The sequence below is a fragment of the Streptomyces sp. Ac-502 genome, from assembly GCF_045222935.1.
GTDB lineage: Bacteria > Actinomycetota > Actinomycetes > Streptomycetales > Streptomycetaceae > Streptomyces > Streptomyces monomycini.
Map to the genome: position 1 here is coordinate 5276916 of NZ_JBHFFO010000001.1, position 19061 is coordinate 5295976.

The 19061-nt window shown below is 72.1% G+C and carries 16 protein-coding genes and 2 pseudogenes; 10 read left to right on the forward strand and 8 right to left on the reverse strand.

Annotated elements, in window-relative coordinates; all coding sequences use genetic code 11:
- Positions 1 to 32: 32 nt before the first annotated feature.
- Positions 33 to 1520: an FAD-dependent monooxygenase gene (locus tag ACEXOX_RS23810; RefSeq protein WP_406523108.1), complete on the reverse strand. Its 1488-nt coding sequence runs from the start codon at positions 1518 to 1520 to the stop codon at positions 33 to 35.
- A 216-nt stretch (positions 1521 to 1736) separates the two neighbouring features.
- Positions 1737 to 2678 carry a LysR family transcriptional regulator gene (locus ACEXOX_RS23815; RefSeq protein WP_406523109.1) on the reverse strand — a complete coding sequence of 314 codons (942 nt, stop codon included), beginning with the start codon at positions 2676 to 2678 and terminating at the stop codon, positions 1737 to 1739.
- 660 nt (positions 2679 to 3338) lie between these two features.
- Here ACEXOX_RS23815 and ACEXOX_RS23820 point away from each other — a divergent pair.
- A complete protein-coding gene (locus ACEXOX_RS23820) occupies positions 3339 to 3944 on the forward strand; it encodes a helix-turn-helix transcriptional regulator (protein WP_406523111.1) in 606 nt (201 codons plus the stop codon).
- A gap of 92 nt (positions 3945 to 4036) precedes the next feature.
- On the opposite strand, the gene ACEXOX_RS23825 is transcribed toward ACEXOX_RS23820, so the two are convergent.
- From ACEXOX_RS23825 to ACEXOX_RS23850, 6 genes are all read right to left on the reverse strand, one after another.
- The gene (locus tag ACEXOX_RS23825) at positions 4037 to 5122 is read right to left on the reverse strand and encodes an amidohydrolase family protein (RefSeq protein ID WP_406523112.1); all 1086 of its coding nucleotides are present in this window, start codon (positions 5120 to 5122) and stop codon (positions 4037 to 4039) included.
- Positions 5109 to 5705, reverse strand: coding sequence for an ester cyclase (locus ACEXOX_RS23830; RefSeq protein WP_406523114.1), 597 nt, complete (start codon positions 5703 to 5705; stop codon positions 5109 to 5111). The genes ACEXOX_RS23825 and ACEXOX_RS23830 overlap by 14 nt, the downstream gene beginning before the upstream one ends.
- Entirely contained in the window at positions 5702 to 6679 is a 978-nt protein-coding gene (locus ACEXOX_RS23835; protein WP_406523116.1) for a fumarylacetoacetate hydrolase family protein, read from the reverse strand. Before ACEXOX_RS23835 ends, ACEXOX_RS23830 begins: the two co-directional genes overlap by 4 nt.
- A gap of 62 nt (positions 6680 to 6741) precedes the next feature.
- Positions 6742 to 7710: an MBL fold metallo-hydrolase gene (locus tag ACEXOX_RS23840; RefSeq protein ID WP_406523118.1), complete on the reverse strand. Its 969-nt coding sequence runs from the start codon at positions 7708 to 7710 to the stop codon at positions 6742 to 6744.
- Positions 7707 to 8327 (reverse strand): flavodoxin family protein, encoded by a 621-nt coding sequence (locus ACEXOX_RS23845; protein ID WP_406523120.1) that lies wholly within the window; start codon positions 8325 to 8327, stop codon positions 7707 to 7709. The genes ACEXOX_RS23840 and ACEXOX_RS23845 overlap by 4 nt, the downstream gene beginning before the upstream one ends.
- An 88-nt stretch (positions 8328 to 8415) precedes the next feature.
- Positions 8416 to 9984, reverse strand: a complete 1569-nt coding sequence (locus tag ACEXOX_RS23850) for a bifunctional 3-(3-hydroxy-phenyl)propionate/3-hydroxycinnamic acid hydroxylase (protein WP_406523121.1) — start codon at positions 9982 to 9984, stop codon at positions 8416 to 8418.
- A 312-nt stretch (positions 9985 to 10296) separates the two neighbouring features.
- On the opposite strand from ACEXOX_RS23850, the gene ACEXOX_RS23855 reads away from it, so the two are divergent.
- From ACEXOX_RS23855 to ACEXOX_RS23895, 9 genes and pseudogenes are all read left to right on the forward strand, one after another.
- Positions 10297 to 11568, forward strand: a complete 1272-nt coding sequence (locus tag ACEXOX_RS23855) for a beta-ketoacyl-[acyl-carrier-protein] synthase family protein (protein ID WP_406523123.1) — start codon at positions 10297 to 10299, stop codon at positions 11566 to 11568.
- Positions 11565 to 12845, forward strand: coding sequence for a beta-ketoacyl synthase N-terminal-like domain-containing protein (locus ACEXOX_RS23860; protein ID WP_406523125.1), 1281 nt, complete (start codon positions 11565 to 11567; stop codon positions 12843 to 12845). Before ACEXOX_RS23855 ends, ACEXOX_RS23860 begins: the two co-directional genes overlap by 4 nt.
- An 89-nt stretch (positions 12846 to 12934) precedes the next feature.
- Positions 12935 to 13198 carry an acyl carrier protein gene (locus ACEXOX_RS23865; RefSeq protein WP_406523127.1) on the forward strand — a complete coding sequence of 88 codons (264 nt, stop codon included), beginning with the start codon at positions 12935 to 12937 and terminating at the stop codon, positions 13196 to 13198.
- Positions 13199 to 13374: 176 nt separating this feature from the next.
- Positions 13375 to 14921 (forward strand): annotated as a pseudogene (locus ACEXOX_RS23870) (acyl-CoA carboxylase subunit beta).
- A gap of 20 nt (positions 14922 to 14941) precedes the next feature.
- The gene (locus ACEXOX_RS23875; protein ID WP_406523129.1) at positions 14942 to 15193 is read left to right on the forward strand and encodes an acyl-CoA carboxylase subunit epsilon; all 252 of its coding nucleotides are present in this window, start codon (positions 14942 to 14944) and stop codon (positions 15191 to 15193) included.
- A 97-nt stretch (positions 15194 to 15290) separates the two neighbouring features.
- Positions 15291 to 17058: pseudogene (locus tag ACEXOX_RS23880) on the forward strand (acetyl/propionyl/methylcrotonyl-CoA carboxylase subunit alpha).
- A 409-nt stretch (positions 17059 to 17467) separates the two neighbouring features.
- Positions 17468 to 18076 carry a hypothetical protein gene (locus tag ACEXOX_RS23885; protein WP_406523131.1) on the forward strand — a complete coding sequence of 203 codons (609 nt, stop codon included), beginning with the start codon at positions 17468 to 17470 and terminating at the stop codon, positions 18074 to 18076.
- The gene (locus ACEXOX_RS23890; protein ID WP_406523132.1) at positions 18073 to 18483 is read left to right on the forward strand and encodes a 4'-phosphopantetheinyl transferase; all 411 of its coding nucleotides are present in this window, start codon (positions 18073 to 18075) and stop codon (positions 18481 to 18483) included. The genes ACEXOX_RS23885 and ACEXOX_RS23890 overlap by 4 nt, the downstream gene beginning before the upstream one ends.
- A gap of 11 nt (positions 18484 to 18494) precedes the next feature.
- Positions 18495 to 18851, forward strand: a complete 357-nt coding sequence (locus ACEXOX_RS23895) for a 4'-phosphopantetheinyl transferase superfamily protein (RefSeq protein ID WP_406526447.1) — start codon at positions 18495 to 18497, stop codon at positions 18849 to 18851.
- Positions 18852 to 19061: the final 210 nt, after the last annotated feature.

Sequence of the window (19061 nt, forward strand, 5' to 3'; positions counted from 1 at the left end):
CGGGCCGGGACCGCGGGGTCGCCGACGGGCGGTCAGGTACGGGCGGGGCCGCACCATTCGGTCAGGGCGGCGCGCAGGCCCTCGCCGCTGACCGGCGCGTCACCGGCCCAGGCGGCGCAGCCGTCGGGGCGGATGAGCAGCACGGCGGCCTCGGCGTCGGGGTCCAGGGCGGTGACGGCCCGTATGCGGTCACTCCAGGGCTCAGCGGCGCGCACGGCGTCGGAGGTGCCGGTGAGGTCCAGCAGCAACGGGCGTCCGCCGCGCAGCAGTTCCGCCAGGCGTACGGTCCCGGCGTCGGTCTTGAGCTGCCGGTCGGCGACGAAGGTTCCGACGCGCGGGTCGTCGCTGCCGCCGTAGTGGATGTCGGTGCCGTAGATCGCGTCGGTCAGGTAGTTGTTGACGTCGTCGAACTCCATGAGGACGGTGAACAGCTCGCGCAGCGCGTCGACTTGGGAGCCGGGGCGCATCAGGGCGACCTGGGCGCGGGTGTTCTGCAGGACCCGCTCGGCGACCGGGCGGCGCTCGGATTCGTAGGTGTCCAGCGGCCCGGGACGGCCCTGGCAGGCGGCGGCGAGCTTCCAGCCCAGGTTCACGGCGTCCTGGAGGCCCAGGTTGGCCCCCTGGCCGCCCGCGGGGAAGTGCACGTGCGCGGCGTCCCCGGCGAGCAGGACGCGCCCGTCCCGGTACCGCGCGGCCAGCCGGGTGCTGTCGGTGAACCGGGAGACGAAGCGGACGTCGGTGAACTCGATGTGCTCGCCGGTGACCCGGTGGACGGACTCGACCAGTTCCTCGGCGGTGGCCGGGGTCTCGGGCACCGGCCGGTCCCACTCGGTGGTGGAGATCCGGCCGTCGGGCATCCGCATGAACCAGCCGCGCTCGCGCCGCTGCCAGCCCATGGGCAGGCGGTCGACGTCGGTGATCGTGCCCAGCCCCATCCAGTTGACCAGCTGCGGTTCGGTGCCGGGGAAGCCGATGCCGGCGAGCTTGCGTACGGCGCTGCGTCCGCCGTCGCAGCCGACCACGAAGCCCGCCCGGATCACGTTGCTGCCCTGCTCGTCCAGGACCGTGACGGCCACCCCGTCGGCGTCCTGGTCGAGCCCCACGACCTCGGCGCCGTGGCGGACGACGGCCCCGGTCCCGGTCGCGCGGCGGGTCAGCACGGCCTCGGTGGCTTCGCGGGTCAGTGCCAATTCCTGGGGCTGTTCGGCGGTGACGGTGCCGCGGCCCAGTACGAACATTCCGGCGAAATGGCCGCGCGCCGAGGTGTTCGCCAGGCGGCGGCGGTACTCGCCCAGATTGGCCGTGTCCTTTTCGGCCGCGATGAAATCGGTGAGCAGATCGCGGCGGTCCATGATTTCGAGGGTACGGGCGTGGATCGTCAGCGTCCTCGGCTCGTTGGCGCCCGGTACGAGGCGCTCCACGACCAGCGTGGACACCCCGTACATCCGCAGCTCACAGGCGAGCATCAGCCCGACCGGGCCACCACCGGCGATGAGGACGTCGTAATCGTTGCGCTGCATGACCAGCACCAGCCGCCTATCTATGGATAAAAAACGCGCGGGAATTCCGGCTGCCCGGAATGCGGCTGCCGCCCGGGCAATCGTCTTTCAGCCCCCGCGGCGGAGTCGCCAATTCGTCAGTATCGATCCCACGGTATCCGCGGCACCAGGCATCACAAAATGCAATTCCGATAAGGCAGTGTTGCCTTCGACGGCAATTACCTGGTACAGACCAATTCAGGAGGCGGTGGGCTCGTCCCGGCCGCCGCCGCTGTCGGCGTGCAGGCCCTCGAAGACACCGCGGACACAGTGCCGGAACCAGGTGTGCGTGGGGTCGGCCTGGTGCCGGACGTGCCAGGACTGCGCGATGACGATGGGCGGCAGCCTCAGCGGGATCCGCACGGTGCGCAGGTCAAGGAGCCGGACGGCCTGGCGGCTCAGCTTCTCGGTGGCCAGCCCCACCAGGTCGGTCTGCGCCAGCATGTGCCAGGAGGCCACCCAGCTCGGTACGACGGAGACCACCTGCCGGTGCAGCCCGCGCTCGGCGAGGTGGTCGTCGATGGGCCCGGTGAGCCGGCCGCGCCGGGAGACGCTGATGTGCTGGGCGCCGGCGAACCGTTCCAGGGTCACCTCGCCGCGCAGCAGCGGGTGCCCGGCGCGGACCAGGGCCAGCACCCGGTCGACAACGAGCCGTTCGCTGTTGACCTCCCCGGAGGCGGAGTCGGCCACGCTGATCACCAGGTCGGTGCCGCCCTCCCGCAGCTTGGGGGTGCTGTCGCCGGAGTCCTCCGGCACGAACCGCACCGTGACGTTGGGCGCCTGGCGGTGGACGGCGCTCAGCAGCGGCTGGGCGAGCGCCCCGATCACCATGTCGTTGGCCTGCACGGTGAACGTGGCCTTCAGCGAGCCCAGATCCGGCACACCGGTCTCCAGGAACATCCCCGTGGCCTGCTCGACCAGGGAGCGCACCTGCTCCCGCACGGCCAGGGCGCGCGGCGTCGGCACCATCTGCCGGCCGGCGCGGACCAGCAGCGGGTCGCCGAAGGCGCGCCGCAGCCGGGCCAGGGTCCGGCTCATGGTCGGGGTGGAGGTCCGCATGCGCTCCGCGGCGCCGGAAACGCTGCCTTCCTCCAGCAGGGCGTCCAGCGCGATGAGGAGGTTCAGGTCGACAGATTTCATCTGGCACAACCTCCGGTTATCAGGATTGATGTGGACGACAAGCCCTGCCCCGGCTTACTGTACAAGGAAAGTAGTTTGGCGCGTGGCATGAACCGAATTGCCACCATGCGGTCCACGCTGCTTTTTCGCGCACCTCCAGTCGAATTTCACCCATGACTTTCAAAAGTTACGGCAAACCGCACAGCGCAGCGGAACACGTCGCCTCAGGCGACCATTCACCAGTGGAAAATCGCCCGCCGCGGGACGGAATGGGGCACACCGCCCCCGCCTCGGCCGACATTCGCCTACGCGATCACCATGGAAAAGCAAAAGACGGCTAAAGCCGAGTCATGCCGGCCGGGCCGTTGGCGCCATATTTACGCTGACATGGCGAGACGGGTGATCTCCGTCTCACCGCAGTTGCCCGGACCGGAGAACACGGTAATGTTTTCGACGCTGTGGCCGGCCGTGCGCCATTCCTTGCAGGCACTGTCGGCCGAATGATGTTTTTTGGAAGGGTTCTGAGCAGGGAACGCTTAGCTCACCAGATGGGGGACCAAAAGGATGTCAGGCAAACCCGGACGAAAATTCAACATAAGTTCTCGCAGCGATTCCCTCTCCGTCAACCTTCCGTCCGGGCCGATCTCGAACTGTTCCTGCGGCGCTCCGGTCGCCCCCTACGTGGTCGTGCCGAACGGCGCCGTCGAGGCCGCCGACCGGGCACCCCGGGGGACGCCGGGAACGTGCGCGGGGCAGCCGCGGGCCACGGCGGGCACCGGTGGACAGGACCTGGTCCTGTGGCACATCCGCGAGGACCACAGGAAGGACCTCGCACACGTACCGTGCCTGGTCTCCACCTGGGGAACCGTCCTGGTCTGCCCGCGCGCGGCAAGGAGCGCGGGCGCACCGGAGGCGCTGGCCGCACCGGCGCTCACCTATTTACCGGGCGGTGAACACCCGACGGCCGGAGCCGGCCGGGAAGGCGTTTCCGACCGGGAACGGGACATCATGAACGGCCTGTCGCGCGGTTTCACCAATACCGAGATCGCGCAGGCGCTGTTCATCAGCGAGAAGACCGTCAAGAACCACATCAACCGGCTGTTCGCCAAGCTGGGAGCCCGCCACCGCGCCGAGGCCATGGCGATCTGGCTGGGTCTGGCCCGTACCGAGCAGCCGGACGAGCGGGCGGACGTGGCGGTCGCGGCCGGCGACGGCCGGTGCGACCACGCGAACCGTCCCGCCGTGCCGTGGGAGGCGGACCGGGGCCGGTGCAAGGTGTCCGCCTGAGACAGCAGTCAACCGCCCGCGGGTGGCGCTCCGGCCGGGTGCCGGGGCGCCGCCCGCGCGGTCGGTCCGGGGCCACGGCCCCGTCGGCCGCCTCAGACCGTGGCCAGCCTCGGGAAGAGATCGGCAGCGGTCTCCCGCGCGGCCGCCCGCCGCTGCCGTTCGTCCAGCACCTCGGTACGGGCCAGCTCGTCGCGCCACCGGTACACCAGGTCCCGTGGGAAGAACGGCAGGTCGGTCCCGTACAGCAGGCGCTGCGGATCGGCGATGCGCAGCAGCGTCTCCAACTGCCGTGGCAGCACCGGCCCTGAGAGGTCGTAGTACAGCGAGCGCAGTGCGCCCAGCACGTCGATCCGGCTGCCCGGGAGCATCGCCGCGGCCAGGGCGTCCACCCGGTCCGCGAGCACGCCCAGCGTCGCTCCGGCGTGCGGCACGATCCACCGGATCCCGGGGAACTCCGTCAGCGAGCCCGACAACACCAGGTCGATGACGGCCCGGGTGGTGTCGAAGGGGAATTCCAGCAGAGCGCTCGGCGGCCGGCGGACGCCCGGCACCTCCACGGTGGGCGCCGAGGTCGGGTGCAGCAGCACGGTGGCGTTCCGGCGGTCGAGTTCGGCCAGGACGGGCCGGAACGCGGGATCGCCCGGGTAGCGGCCGCCGTTGTTGGTGAACAGGACGTACCCGTGGACCTCCGGGCGGTCCGCCGTGGCCGCGATCTCCGCCGGCGCGGCGTCCGGGTCGGTGAGCGGCAGGCAGGCCAGCAGACCGAGCCGCCCTCCGGAGCCGGCGACGATCCCGGCGCTCTCGTCGTTGATCCGGCGGGCCAGGCCGGCGGCGCTCCGGGGGTCGCCGAAGTTCACCCCCGGAGAGGGAACGCTGACGGCCGCGGCGCTCACGCCCGTACGGTCCATGTCCGCCAGCGCCGTGTCGAGGGACCACTTCGGCAGGGCGGGCATGCCGTCCCGGTGGGCCGGCGGGGCCGCGTGCCAGGCGCGGTCGAAGGAGGGCGGCACCAGGTGGGCGTGGACGTCGATCCAGCCCGCGCCGGGCCGTTCGTGACCGTGCCCGCTGCCCGAGCCGGGCTGTTCGTGGCCGTGCCCGTCCGCGCCGAGCCGTTCGTCGCCGTGCCCGGCGGAATCCCGCCCGGCGCGTCCCCCGCCCCGCCCGTCACTGACCGCCATGCGGAGTACCGTCCTCGCCGATGCCCAGCGCGGCGCGCATGGTCTCCAACTCCCGTACGGACCAGTGCTCGACGACCCGGCCGCCGGCGATCCGCAGGATGTGGGCGGCCTGGACCCGCATCGCCCGTCCGGTGGGCGGCTGCTCGCCGAACGGGCCGGTGTTGGTGCCGGTGACGATCTCGTGGACCAGGACCTTGTCGCCGTCCGCGAGCACGTGCTCGGTGTGGATACGGACGTCGGGGAACGCGGTCTTGAAGCGGACCGCCGACTCCTTGAGGTTCTCCCGCTCGAAGGCGTTGCGGCCGAACATCGGGCTGTGGTCGACCAGATCCTCGGCGATCAGCTCGTGGATCACCGGTACGTCGGCGTCCTGGAGCGCGGTGAACAGTCTGCGGGCGATGGCCGCGGTGTCCGTCATGGCGTGTCCGTCCTTCGTCTTCGTCCCGATGTCTTCGAGGCCGTACGCGGCCTCCGTCCGGTCCGCGACCTGCATCCGGTCCGCGGCCGTCGTCCCGCCCACATCCGTCGTCCGGCCGGCGGTCTCCGTCCCGCCCGCGTCCCGGACCGCTCCGTTGGCCGTCACCCGGCCGCCGCCTTCTTGCGCGGGGTCGGCTGCCAGCGCACGGGGTCGGGCTTGCCGACGGTGTTCTCCAGCCAGCCCGCTCCGGCGATCTCCAGGCGTACGGTGTCGCCGGGTTGCAGCTTGCGGCCCAGCTCCCAGCCGCTGCCGCCCGCCACCGTGCCGGTGCCGATGACCTCACCGGGGACCAGCGGCTCCGAGCGGGAGGCGTAGCTGAGGATCTCCTCGATGCTCCACACCAGCGAGCCGCTGTTCCCGCGGGACCACTCCTCGCCGTTGACGTGGGCGGTCATCGTCAGGTCCGTCAGGTCGAGTTCGTCGGTGGTGACCACCCACGGCCCCACCGCGGTGGAGAAGTCCTTGCCCTTGGCGGGGCCGAGCCGTCCCTCCATCTCGTACCGCAGCAGGTTGCGGGCGCTGAAGTCGTTGAAGACGGTCACGCCGAAAAGGGCGCCGCGGGCCGTGCCGGGCGTCAGGTCACGGGCCGGACGGCCGATGACGAGGCCCAGTTCGAGCTCGTAGTCCAGGTGCTCGCAGCCGGCCGGCCAGACCACCTCGGCGCCGGGGCCGACCAGCGTCGACGGGTTGATCTTGAAGAAGAGCGGGACCTCGAACCACACGTCGGGCGCGGTGGCCTCGTGGTTCTTGAAGGCGTTGAAGTCCCGCAGCACGGGCGGGTCCACCGGCGGCAGCCAGTCCACCTGCGCCATGGGCAGGCCCGCGGCCGGGTCGGCCTCCGCCAGTACCCGGTGGGCCGCCTCGGTGAAAGCGGGCCCGGTCTCCAGTGCGTCGGTCAGGCTGCCGGGGAACTGCGCCGCGGCCAGCCGGGCCGCCCGGCGCGCCGAGGCACCGGCGTCGACGAGCCTGCGCCGCTCCTCGGCGGCCAGGTCGAGCACCGTGTGGGTCTCCGGGTGCACCGACACCAGCCGGGGCACCGGCCCGTCCACGCCGTCCCGCAGGATGCGTCCGATCTTCATGCCGTTCTCCTCGTACGAGAGTGGTGTGCGAAAGTGCGCCGACAGCCGACAGCCGACAGCCGTCAGGCCCGGCAGCGCAGCGGCCGGCCCGCGAAGGCCGTCATCATCGGCGCGATCTCCTTGCGCTGGAGCGGCGTTCCGACCGGCTCGCCGTCCATCTCCGAGTACGTCCGCGCGATGTTGGCCACCAGGCGTTCGCTATCGTTCCAGGCGGCGTACGCGCCCAGGTCCACCGCCCGGGCGGCTTCCAGCGGGTTCAGTCCGCGGGCGCGACCCTCACGGGCGGCGTCCTCGACGAAGTCGAAGTACTCGTCGGCGGCGTCGAAGACCTCGGGGCCCGCGAGCGGGCCGTGGCCGGGGACCACCACCTCGGGCCGCAGCGCGCGCAGGGTCCGCAGCGCGGCGCGGATGCCGGACAGGGAGCCGTCGGTGATCACCGGCGTGCAGCCGTTGAAGATGATGTCCCCGACGAAGAGCACCCGCGGCCCGGGGAGCCACACCACCACGTCGCCCAGCGTGTGGGCCGGGGCGACCGGGATGACCTCGGCCGTGAGGCCGCCGAGCCGGAGCGTCAGACGGTCCTCGCACAGCACCGTTGGCGGGCGGACGCTGATGTCGCCCCACTCCACGGTGTCGAAGTACGGGACCACGGCCAGGTCCTCGCTGAGGATCTTGTCGCGGCAGTACGGGTGGCCGATGACGGCGGCCTCGGGGAACTGGTAGTTGCCGAAGGTGTGGTCCCCGTGGTGGTGGGTGTTGACCACGTACCGCACCGGCGCGTCGCTGACCCGCGCGGTCTCCTCGCGCAGCCTCGTGGTCCGCCGCTCGGTGAAGCAGGTGTCGACCAGCAGGACGCCCTCGTCGGTGGCGATCACTCCGCTGTTGTTGAGGCCCCAGCCCCAGTCGGGCTGGGTGAAGGCGTAGACGTGGTCGGCCACCGGGGACAGGCGCCCCAGTTCGGCCGTGTCCCGCGGCTCTTCCGCCGTCGCGCAGCAGGTCGCCGCCGCGGGGTCGTGGGCTTCCACGCTCATGCCGCCCCCGCCCGTACGCCGTCGGCCAGCAGCCGCGTCCCGGCGGTGAGGGCCGCGCTCACCGCGGCCACCCGCACGCCGAGCAGCCGGCAGGTTTCCAGGTCGGACTTGTGCAGGCCCTCGTCCCCCAGGTCGGCGGGGGACTGGGCGCCGGCGCCGAGGAAGAGGCCCAGGCGGTTGGGGGTGTCCATGGTGTCGGTACTGGCGCTGAAGCCCGGCTTGAGGCCGAGGTTGACCCAGTGCATCCCGTGCTGGGCGGCCAGGATGGTCAGTGCCTGGAGCACCTGGAGCTTGTCGCCGCTCAGGCAGCCCGAGTTGGTGAAGCCCGCCGCGATCTTGTCCTGCCACACTCCGTCCAGCCAACGGCGCGAGGTGGCTTCGGCGAAGGCCTGGAATTCCGACGAGACGTTGCCCATGTAGGTCGGGCAGCCGAAGACGATCGCGTCGGAGGCGTCCAGCAGGCGCCAGCCGTCCTCGTCGAGACGGTCGACCGCGATCAGATGGGCCTGCGCCCCGGCCTCCAGCGCGCCGTCGGCCACAGCCGCGGCCAGGACGGCCGTGTGGCCCTGGCGTGAGTGGTGGGCGATGCTGACAGTTGTTTCCGGTGTGTGCGGCATGACGGTTTCCTTGGTCGTGGGTGGGCCGGCTGTGGTGGGTGAGCCGGCGGCCGGGGCGGGCCGGCCCGTCGGGGCCTGCGGGGCCGCCTCACGCCTGGGCGAGGTGCCGGGCCGTCAGGGAAGCGGCGAAGTCCGTCAGCAGGTCCCGGCTGCCGGGCCCTCCGATGGCGGATCCGTACACGGCGAAGTCCGGGCGGATCAGTACGCAGTCGGCGGCGAGTTCGGCCAGCCAGTCGCCGTACGCTCCCGTGACGTCCGTGATCGGGGCCGCGGAACCCTCCGGGCCCACATGGGCGACGGTCACGCCGGCCGCGTCCAGCACGGCGCGCACCTCCGGTGCCAGGGAGGAGACGGCGGCGACGGCCTCGGCGGAGCTGGTGAGCAGGACGAATCCGTGCCCGACGACCTCGTCGAACATCCCCTGGCGGCCGCCTGCCCGGACGTCCGCCTGGATGGCCGGCCGGCCCGCCGTCGGGTCGCCGCCACGGGCGAACGCCCGGGGGCCGGGCCGCTGGGCGGGGACCGGGCGCAGCGCGGGGTCGGCCAGCTGGGCCCGCATCGTGGCGTTGCGGCGCTCGATCCGCTCCGGGTCGAGGACGATGCACGGCTCGCCGACCTGCCGCGCCTGGTCCATGCAGCTCTGTACGTCGTCCTTGCGGTCGGCCGTGTAGGTGTCGAGGACCGAGGCGTCGGCGGCGCCGCGGTACAGCAGGTCCAGCCGCCAGGCCAGCGCCGCGGCGTCGCGCATGCCCGAGCACATGCCCTGCCCCGCGAACGGCCACATGGCGTGGGCCGCGTCACCGGCCAGGAAGCAGCGGCCGGCCTGCCAGGTCTCCGCCATCAGCTCGCGGAAGGCGATCACCGGCCGGCGCAGCAGCGTGAAGTCGTCGGGTCCGCCCCACGGGGACAGCAGCTCCCAGGCCCGTTCCTCGGTGAAGTCCTCGGCGGCCTCGTGGTCGAAGAGCTGGAACTCGAAGCGGCGGTGGGCGGCGCCCAGGCGGAAGAGGCAGCCGGGCCGCTCGGGGTCCAGGAAGTGCCCGTTCTCGAACGCGAAGGACATCGGGTGCTTCTCCTCGACGTCCAGCACGAGCCGGCGGGGCCCGCCGGCTCCGCGGGTCACGGCGATGCCGAGCGCCTCGCGGACGAAGCCGTCCGCACCGTCGGCGCCGACCAGGTGGCGGGCCCGTACGGTACGGCGTTCACCGGTGGCGGAGTCGGCCACGGTCAGCGTCACGCCGTCCGCGTCCTGCGCCAGCGCGACGGCCTCGGTACCGAAGTGGACCGCGACCGAGGGGCAGTCCCGCACCCGGCGGTCGACGGCGGCTTCGAGACGGGGCTGGTAGAAGCTCCAGTGCTCGCGCCAGCCGTGCCGGCCGATGCCGCTCCAGTCGAAATGGCGCAGGAGTTCACCGCCGAATGCCGCGGTCCTGGTGTCGTACGTGTCCCAGCACACGGCGCCTTCGCGGATCTCCGCGCCCGCGCCGATCTTCTCCATGAGCCGCATGATCTCGTCATCGATATGGATGGCGCGCGGCGAGCAGGCGATGGCCGGTTGTTTCTCGAAGGCGGCGACTTTGTACCCGGACTGTCCCAGCAGGGCGCTCAGCACTTGTGCCACCGGGCCGTAACCGACCACGGCCACGTCACAGATTTCCACTGTGTCCCCTTGCCTCCTCGAATGCAGCACGAAATGGACCGTCTTTCACGCAGCCTTCCAGGTGCGCCCGGAGCGAGACAGGGCCTCAGGGCCCAAAGAGCCGCCGAGGTTACGAAACTCCACGTCACAGGGGTGCGGCCGGGCCACGGGCCAGGAGTGGCCGCAGCCGGGCACACGGAATCCATGCCGCCTGACAACATTTCCCCGTTGGGTCCCCGGACCCTTCCAGCAGCCACCGCGACACCGTCAGCATTCAGGAACACGTTGCGGACATCCGCAATTCAAGACGGTAAGGCTTAGGGGGATTCGAGCATGCTGCCGCCAAGGCGCGTAGTGATCACCGGAATCGGCGTGGTGGCCCCGCGTGGAATCGGTGTCAAGAATTTCTGGGAAACCTTGACGAGCGGGCGGAGCGCCACCCGGAACATCACCGCATTCGACGCCACCGGATTTCGCTCACGCATAGCGGCCGAGTGCGACTTCCGGCCCGAGGAGAACGGGCTCACCGAGGAACAGGCACAGCGCATGAGCCGCTCCTCCCAGTTCGCCCACGTGGCCGCCCGGGAGGCCCTGGAACAGTCCGGCCTGGAGGTCACCGACCGGGTCGCGGCCCGGATGGGCGTCGCCCTGGGCAGTGCCGTGGGCTCGGTACGCGAACTCGACCGCGCCTACCGCGACATCAGCGGGGACGGCGCCTCCTGGGAGCTGACGCCGGGCAAGGCCGGCCCGTACCTGGCGGACTACAACACCCCCAGCTCGCTGGTCCGGGAGATCGCCTGGCTCACCGGCGCCCAGGGCCCGGCCGCCATGATCTCCGCGGGCTGCACCTCGGGGCTGGACTCCGTCGGGTACGCCTGCGACATCCTGCGCGAGGGCAGCGCGGACGTCGTGATCGCCGGGGCCACCGACGCCCCCATCACACCCATCACCGTGGCCTGCTTCGACGCGATCAAGGCCACCTCCGCCAACAACGCGGACCCCGGCCACGCCTCGCGGCCCTTCGACCGCGACCGTGACGGGTTCGTGCTCGGCGAGGGCGCCGCGGTCTTCGTCCTGGAGACCGCCGAGCACGCCCACGCCCGCGGCGCCCATGTCATCGCCGAGGTCGCGGCGTTCGCCGCCCGGTGCAACGCCCACCACATGACGGCGCTGCGCCCGGACGGCCGGGAGATGTCCGCCGCGATCGACTCCGCGCTGGCCACCGCGCGGATCGCCCCGGAGGCCATCGACTACATCAACGCCCACGGCTCGGGCACCAAGCAGAACGACCGGCACGAGACGGCCGCGTACAAGCGCAGCCTCGGCGACGCCGCGCGCACGACACCGGTCAGCTCCATCAAGTCCGTGATCGGCCACTCCCTGGGCGCGATCGGCTCCATCGAGCTGGCGGCCTGCGCCTTGGCCATCGAGCACGGCGTCATCCCGCCCACGGCCAACCTGCACACCCCCGACCCGGACTGCGACCTGGACTACGTGCCCCTGGAGGCACGCGAGCAGCGGGTCGACGTGGCCCTGAGCGTCGGCAGCGGCTTCGGCGGCTTCCAGAGCGCGGCCGTACTCGTCAAGGAAGGCGCCAACCGATGAACGCGGAACACCGGACAGCACACGGACCGGCGGCCACCGGGCCCCGTGCGGTGACCGACGACGAACTGCCGGTCGTCACCGGCGTATCCGTAGCAGCCCCCAACGGGCTGGGTACCGAGGACTTCTGGACCGCTACCCGCAAGGGCGTCAGCGGGCTCGGCCCCATCACCCGCTTCGACGCCTCCGCCTACCCCGTCCGGGTCGCCGGTGAGATCGACGGCTTCGAAGCCCGGGAGCACATCCCCAGCCGTCTCCTCCCGGCCACGGACCGCGCCACCCAGCTGTCCCTGGCCACCACCGAGTGGGCGCTGCGCGACGCGGAGCTGGACCCGGCCGCCTTCGAGGAGTTCGCCGGTTCGGTGGTCACCGCCAACGCCGTGGGCGGGGTGGAGTTCATCCAGCGGGAGCTGCAGAGCCTGTGGAGCAAGGGCCCCCGCTACGTCACCGCGTACATGTCCTACGCCTGGTTCTACGGCGTCAACACCGGCCAGGCCTCCATCCGCCACCAGCTCAAGGGCCCCAGCGGCGTGGTCGTCACCGGGCAGGTCGGCGGCATCGACGCCCTCGCCCAGGCCCGGCGGCGGCTGCGTGCCGGGCAGCGGTTCGTGGTCGCCGGCGGCGCCGACGCCCCGGTCTGCCCGTACGGCCTCACCGCCGCCATGACCGCCGGAAACCTGAGCACCGGCGCCGACCCGGCCACCGCGTACGCCCCGTTCGACGGCTCCGCCCGCGGCCACGTGCCCGGTGAGGGCAGCGCCATGATGATCGTGGAACCGCTCGGCGCCGCCCGGGAACGCGGCGCCCGGAACATCTACGGCGCCATCACCGGCTACGGGTCCACCTTCGACCCGCACCCGGCGACCGGACAGCCGCCGACGCTGGCCAGGGCCGCCCGGATCGCCCTGGACGACGCCGGCCTGACCCCGCAGGACATCGGTGCGGTCTTCGCCGACGGCGCGGCCGAGGCCGGCGCCGACCGGGCCGAGGCCGCCGCCATCGTCGACCTGTTCGGCCCGGGGCGGGTGCCGGTGGCCCTGCCCAAGACCATGACCGGGCGGACGTACGGCGCCGGTGCCGCGACCGATGTCGTCAGCGCCCTGCTGGCCATCCGCGACGGAGAGATCCCGCCGACGGTCGGCACCGGCGGCCTCGCCGAGGAACTGGGCCTGGACCTGGTACTCGGCGGCCCGCGCCCGGCGGCACTGGACCACGTGCTGGTGCTCGCCCGCGGAGACGGCGGCTTCAACTCCGCCGCGGTGGTCTCGCGGGTCTCCTGACCGGCCCCCACCGGACTGCCCGGCCCGCACCGCCGTACCCGGCCTGTGGCCCCCACCCCTTCCACGTTCCTCACCGAAAGGACCCAGACATGACCTTCACCCTCGGCGGGCTCCGTACCATCCTGCGCGACTGCGCCGGCGAGCCCGAGAACGGCGACCTCGACGGCGACGTCGCCACGCTCACCTTCGAGGACCTTGGCTACGACTCCATCGCCCTGCTGGAGACCCTCTCCCGTATCGAGCAGGAACTCGGGGTGGCGGCGGACGAGGCCCCGATGGACGAACTGACCACCCCGCAGGCCCTCGTCGACTACGTCAACGGCCAGCTGGACCGGGTCACCGCCGCCGCGTAGGCGCCGGACGGGCCGGAGCTCCACCCGGCCCGCCTCGTACGTCCGGCACCATCGCGGCCGGACGCCGCGGCGACGCACCGGCCCAGGCGCGTCGCCGCGGCACCGGCCCGCCGCTCGCCCACCACCAGCGGAGCACCTTCGGGCCCACTTCTGGTTCACACGGACGGGGACAACGCATGATGCAGGAATCTCTCAGCGAGCTCAGGGGCAGACGCCGGGCGGCGGCCGACGGCCCGGACCCACGCGCCACCGAGCGCCAGCACGCCAAGGGAAAACTGACGGCCAGGGAACGGATCGACCTCCTCCTGGACGACGGTTCCTTCCAGGAGGTGGAGCAGCTGCGCCGCCACCGGGCCGCCGGTTTCGGCCTGGAGCACAAGAAGCCGTACACCGACGGTGTGATCACCGGCTGGGGCACGGTGTTCGGCCGGACCGTGTTCGTGTACGCCCATGACTTCCGGATCTTCGGTGGCGCCCTCGGCGAAGCCCACGCCGACAAGATCCACAAGCTGATGGACCGGGCCATCGCCGCGGGCGCGCCGCTGGTGTCCCTCAACGACGGCGCCGGGGCCCGCATCCAGGAGGGCGTGACCGCCCTGGCCGGGTACGGCGGCATCTTCCAGCGCAACACCCAGGCGTCCGGCGTCATCCCGCAGATCAGCGTGATGCTCGGCCCGTGCGCGGGCGGCGCCGCCTACTCCCCGGCGCTCACCGACTTCGTCTTCATGGTCCGCGACACCTCGCAGATGTTCATCACGGGCCCCGACGTGGTCAAGGCGGTGACCGGCGAGGAGATCACCCAGAACGGCCTGGGCGGCGCGGACGTGCACGCCCGGACCTCCGGTGTGGCCCACTTCGCGTACGACGACGAGGAGACCTGCATCGAAGAGGTCCGCTACCTGCTCTCGATGCTCCCGCAGAACAACCGGGAACTCCCCCGTCCGAACCCTGCGCCGACGACCCCGGCCGCACCACCGAGATCCTGCGCGACCTGGTGCCGGCCGAGGGGAACCAGCCGTACGACGTGCGGGAGGTGGTGGCCGAGATCGTGGACGGCGGCGACTACTTCGAGATCAGCGCCACCTGGGCGCAGAACATCGTGTGCGCGCTGGCCCGGCTCGACGGCCAGGTCGTGGGCGTGGTGGCCAACCAGCCCCGCGCCATGGCCGGCGTCCTGGACATCCACTCCAGCGAGAAGGCCGCGCGCTTCGTCCAGTTCTGCGACTCCTTCAACATCCCGCTGGTGACCCTGGTGGACGTGCCCGGCTTCCTGCCCGGCGTGGACCAGGAGCACGGCGGCATCATCCGGCACGGCGCGAAGCTGCTGTACGCGTACTGCAACGCCACGGTGCCGCGCATCTCGGTGGTGCTGCGCAAGGCGTACGGAGGCGCGTACATCGTCATGGACTCGCGCTCCATCGGCGCGGACGTCTCGCTGGCCTGGCCGACGAACGAGATCGCGGTGATGGGCGCGGAGGGCGCAGCCAACGTCATCTTCCGCAAGCAGATCGCGGCGGCGGACGACCCCGAGGCGATGCGCGCGCAGATGGTCAAGGAGTACAAGTCCGAGCTGATGCACCCGTACTACGCGGCCGAGCGCGGCCTGGTCGACGACGTGATCGACCCCGCCGACACCCGGCAGGTCCTCATCGGCTCGCTGGCCATGCTGCGCGGCAAGCACGCCGGACTGCCGAGCCGCAAGCACGGCAACCAGCCCCAGTGACGTCTTCGAGGAGTGCACCTGTGACCGTCGATGCCACCGATGCCGTCAGTACCGCTGATGCCGTCGAAGAGCCTCTGCCGCGGGCGGAGAGCCTGTTCCGTATCGTGCGCGGCCGTCCCAGCAGCGACGAGATCGCCGTACTGACCGCCCTCCTCCTCACCCGTGGGCGCGACCACCGGGACGCGCCGTCCCGGCCCGTCCCGGCTGCCCCGCCGTGGGGAGCCGGTGACCTCGGCCGCCCGTACCGCTCCCCGGCAAGCTGGCAGCGCTGACCGCTTCCGCCTCCCGGACGCCCCGCGGCCCTCACCTCACCGCCCCCGTCCCCCTCTCCCTCCGCCTCCCTCCCGGCCCAGAAAGGCTGACCACGTCGTGCGCAAGGTGCTCATCGCCAACCGAGGCGAAATCGCTGTCCGCGTTGCCCGGGCGTGCCGGGACGCCGGCATCGGGAGTGTGGCCGTCTACGCCGACCCCGACCGCGACGCCCTGCACGTACGCGCGGCGGACGAGGCCTACGCACTGGGCGGTGACACCCCGGCCACCAGCTACCTCGACATCACCAAGGTCCTGACCGCCGCCGCCGACTCCGGCGCCGACGCCGTCCACCCCGGCTACGGCTTCCTGTCCGAGAACGCCGAATTCGCCCAGGCCGTCCTGGACGCCGGACTCACCTGGATCGGCCCCCGCCCCAGGCCATCCGCGACCTCGGCGACAAGGTCGCCGCCCGCCACATCGCCCAGCGCGCCGGCGCCCCCTGGTCGCCGGCACCCCCGACCCCGTCTCCGGCGCCGAGGAGGTCGTGGCCTTCGCCGAAGAGCACGGCCTGCCCATCGCCATCAAGGCCGCCTTCGGCGGCGGCGGACGCGGCCTCAAAGTCGCCCGCACCCTCGAAGAAGTCCCGGAGCTGTACGACTCCGCCGTCCGCGAGGCCGTCGCCGCCTTCGGCCGTGGGGAGTGCTTCGTCGAGCGCTACCTCGACCGCCCCCGCCACGTGGAGACCCAGTGCCTGGCCGACAAGCACGGCAACGTCGTCGTGGTCTCCACCCGTGACTGCTCGCTCCAGCGCCGCCACCAGAAACTGGTCGAGGAAGCCCCCGCACCGTTCCTGAGCCAGGCACAGAACGCCGAGCTCTACCGCGCCTCCAAGGCCATCCTCAAGGAAGCCGGCTACCAGGGCGCGGGCACCTGCGAGTTCCTCGTCGGCCAGGACGGCACCATCTCCTTCCTGGAGGTCAACACCCGCCTCCAGGTCGAACACCCGGTCACCGAAGAAGTCACCGGCCTGGACCTGGTCCGCGAGATGTTCCGCATCGCCGACGGCGAAGAACTCGGCTACGACGACCCGCCGGTACGCGGCCACTCCTTCGAATTCCGCATCAACGGCGAAGACCCCGGCCGCAACTTCCTCCCGGCCCCCGGCACCGTCACCACCTTCGAAGCCCCCGCCGGCCCGGGCGTGCGGCTGGACGCCGGCGTGGAGTCCGGCTCGGTCATCGGCCCGGCCTGGGACTCCCTGCTCGCCAAACTCATCGTCACCGGCGCCACCCGCCAGCAGGCCCTCCAGCGCGCCGCCCGCGCACTGAACGAGTTCACCGTCGAAGGCATGGCCACCGCCATCCCCTTCCACCGCACCGTCGTCACCGACCCGGCCTTCGCGCCCGAACTGACCGGCTCCACCGCACCGTTCCAGGTCCACACCCGCTGGATCGAGACCGAGTTCGTCAACACCATCAAGCCCTTCGCCGCGCCCGGCACCGACGAAGCCGAGGCCGACACCCGCGAGACGGTCGTCGTCGAGGTCGGCGGCAAACGCCTGGAAGTCTCCCTGCCGTCCTCCCTGGGCATGCCGCTGGCCCGCGCCGCGGTCGCCGGCGGCGCCAAGCCCAAGCGCAAGGCCGCCAAGAAGACCGGCTCCGCCGCCTCCGGCGACACCCTCGCCTCCCCCATGCAGGGCACCATCGTCAAAATCGCCGTCGAAGAAGGCCAGCAGGTCGCCGAAGGCGACCTGGTCGTCGTCCTCGAAGCCATGAAGATGGAGCAGCCGCTCACCGCTCACAAGGCCGGCACGATCGTGGGCCTGACCGCCGGAGTCGGCGCGTCCGTCTCCGCCGGATCCCCGATCTGCGACGTCAAGGAGTAGACCGTGACCGACCTCGCGTGCCCGCCGTCGGGCTTCCCCCGACCCCGCCCCTCGGCGTCCCCACCCTCGACGCCACGCCCCTCGCCCCCGTACGCCAGGTCGTCGTGCAGGCCGACGGCGTCCAGCTCTCCGGACTGCACTGCGCGCCCCTCTCCGGCCCGCCCCGCGCCATGGTCGTGGCGCTGCACGGCGCCGGAATGCGCGCCGGGTACTTCCACGGCCCCGCCCACCCCGACCTCTCCCTGCTCACCCTGGGCGCCGCGCTCGGCTTCTCCGTACTGGCACTGGACCGCCCCGGCTACGGCCTGTCCGCCGCCGACTTCCCCGACGGGCTCCCCTGCCCGAACAGTCCGCCGTCCTCCGCGGCGCACTCGACGCCATCCGCCACCGGTACGCGACCGGGGCCGGCGTGTTCCTGCTGGCGCACTCCTTCGGCGGCAAACTGGCCCTCACCCACGCCGCGGAACACCCCGCCGACGACCTCCTCGGCGTGGACATCTCAGGCTGCGGCCACCGCTACGCCCCCGGTGCCGAGCAGACCCTCCGCTCCCGCGACGGGCGCGCGGCCTGGCAGTTCCACTGGGGCCCGCTCCGCCTGTACCCCGCCGGCACCCACACCACCAGCCGCGACCTGGTCACGCCGATGCCTCCGCGCGAGACGGCGGACGCCCTGAGCTGGCCCGAGGCCTTCCGGCAACTCGCCCCGCGCATCCGCGTCCCGGTCCGCCTCACCTTCGCCGAACACGAGCGCTGGTGGTGCCATGACGCACGGGCGGTGGACGAGATACGAGGCGCACTGGCCGACGCACCCGCCCAGGTGGAGCGCCAGCCCGACGCCGGCCACAACCTCAGCCTCGGATGGGCCGCCCGCACGTACCACCTACGAGCCCTCGACGGCTTCGCCACCCACCTGAAACAGCGCGCCCCCCAGCCCGTACCGAACGCCCCACAGCCCACCCCGAGTGCCCCGCAACCCGTCCCGAGTACCCCGCAGCCCGCCCCCGTCCCGTACCCGTGATCACCGCCCTCCTCCCTCCCACGGCCCGCGCAGCCGAAGTACGCACCACCACCAACCCCAACCCCTCCCCCAGTCCCCCAGGCCCTACCCACGCTGCCCACCACCACGAAGACCCCAACACCACCCTGCACCCTGAGGAACGCGCGCACCTCCAGCACGCCGTCCCCAAACGCCGCCGCGAGTTCGCCCTCACCCGGTCCTGTGCCCGCCGCGCCCTGCACGCACTCGGTGCCCCGCCGGCACCGATACTGCCCGGGCCACACGGAGCCCCCCAGTGGCCCGCAGGCATCGTGGGCAGCATGACCCACCGCCAGGGCTACTGCGCCGCCGCCCTCGCGCGCAGCACCGACCTCCTGTCCCTGGGCATCGACGCCGAACCCAACGCGCCCCTCCCCCGGCCGTCCTGAACACCTTCGCCCTGCCCGAGGAACGCGACAGCCTCCGCCCCTGCCCCCACCACTCCGGCGTGCACCACGACCGCCTCCTCTTCAGCGCGAAGGAGTCGGCCTACAAGGCGTGGTTCCCCCTGACCCACCGCCCACTACGCCCCCAACACCTCCAGATCCGTCTCCACTGCCCACCCGCGATGCCCACCTCACCCACCGGCACCCCACCCCGCACGGGCACCTTCCACGCCCGAATCCTTCCCGCTCCGGGCCCTGCCCCCAACACCCCGGCCGCGACCCACTTCTTCACCGGCACCTGGCTGGCGGATCAGTCCCTCATCCTCACCGCGGTCACCGTTCCGCACACCGCGCCGTCGGCAGGGCAGTGACGGTATCTTCCAGCTCTTCACCGACGCGGCGGCCTGGAAGCGTCCTGGCAAGCCCTTCGGCCGGGCGGTGATGACCGAGACGGCGCGTGGTCGCTTCCGGGTGCGGGGCGGGTGGCTGGATCTCCGGGTGGCGTATGCGCAGGCGGTGGCCTCGTACTGGGAGCGGTGAAGCGGGCGGGCCCGGCTCGCGCGGAGGGCGCGGCCGCTTCG